General features: G+C 70.7%; 2 protein-coding genes. One reads left to right on the top strand and one right to left on the bottom strand.

Annotation, left to right across the window (positions count from 1 at the left end):
- Nucleotides 1–35: 35 nt before the first annotated feature.
- Nucleotides 36–599 (bottom strand): hemerythrin domain-containing protein, encoded by a 564-nt coding sequence (locus tag FRW57_RS21855; RefSeq protein ID WP_162529471.1) that lies wholly within the window; start codon nucleotides 597–599, stop codon nucleotides 36–38.
- A gap of 186 nt (nucleotides 600–785) precedes the next feature.
- On the opposite strand from FRW57_RS21855, the gene FRW57_RS21850 reads away from it, so the two are divergent.
- A partial coding sequence (locus FRW57_RS21850; RefSeq protein ID WP_162529470.1) for a DUF3040 domain-containing protein occupies nucleotides 786–1143 on the top strand: 358 nt, incomplete at its 3' end.

Raw genomic sequence — 1143 nt, 5'->3', positions numbered from 1 at the left:
GTGAGTCGGCGCGCCGACCGGCGCGGCTGGGCGGCTCAGTGACCGCGACGGCCGGCGAGCCGGTCGCGCAGGTGGTCGACGATGCCCATCCCCGGGGCGAGGAGCTTGTTGACCGGGGGGCGGTGGGGCGCCGACGGGTGCGGTCGGGTCGGACCGATCCGTTCGCTCTGCTCGATCCGGAGCGCGAGCTCGTGCAGTCGTTCCACCGGGATCTGCGCCTCGAGCGCAGGGAAGAGCTCCTGCTCCTCCTCGTCGATGTGCTGGAGGACGGCCGCGCGCACGTCTTGGAAGGCGGCCATGAACTCCTCGTCGTCGCCCCCGCGTCCCCACTTCTTGAGCCGGCGCTCGAGATCCTTGTGTTCCTGCAGCCCCCGGTCCGCCCGCGAGGGCCCGTCAGCGATCGACTCGCGGACCTCGGGATAGAGGAACATCTCCTCGGCGGTGGAGTGCTGGACCAGCAGGGCGGAGAGCTCGTGGGCGACCTCCTGGCGGCGATCGGCATACCGCGCTGCCTGGACCTCCCCGAACAGCGACCGGATCCGGTCGTGGTCCTGGACCAGCACGGCGATCACGTTCTTCTCGGGGGCCTCGTTCGCCATGACACCCTCCTCCAGGTTGTCCCCTTGGTCGGTACCCGCGCCGGGGTGCGGCCAAACGCCGAATCCGGAGTTCTCGGCCCGCCGTTCGGTTAGCGCTGGAGGATCATGGGTATGACGCATGAGTCACCTGCTCTCCCGCGCGGCCCCGGCAGAGCGGACACCTCTTCGTGGAAGGGAGGCGCAGGATTGCCACTCTCCAACGACGAACAGCGACAGTTGGACGCCCTCGAGCGGCAGCTGCACATCGATGAGTCCTTCGCTCTGATGGTTGGGGGTCTGGTCCGCAGGCTGCGTCTCCGGTTGGCGGGGATTTGCCTGACGGCGCTCGGCGCAGGTGTCCTGATCGGCTCCTCCATCCCCGGGCGGTCTTGGCTGCTGCGCGGATTGGGCCTCGCCCTGCTCGTGCCGATGGCCTACCAGGTGTGGGCGATCGGGCACGACGAGCACCGACGCCCCGCCCACCGCGTCCACCGGCTGGTGGCCCACCTGCTCCGGCGACTCTCGCCCCGCCCCGCGGCTCGAGCCGTCCGCACGCGCCGCGGGG

Source organism: Segeticoccus rhizosphaerae (assembly GCF_009192725.1).
GTDB lineage: Bacteria > Actinomycetota > Actinomycetes > Actinomycetales > Dermatophilaceae > Segeticoccus > Segeticoccus rhizosphaerae.
Note: the sequence above shows the minus strand (reverse complement) of the source record. Positions and strands in the feature narration are given on the sequence as shown.

Excerpts from the sequence above, each read along its gene's own strand:
- FRW57_RS21855 (WP_162529471.1), bottom strand. The coding sequence starts at position 599 with ATGGCGAACGAGGCCCCCGAGAAGAACGTGATCGCCGTGCTGGTCCAG.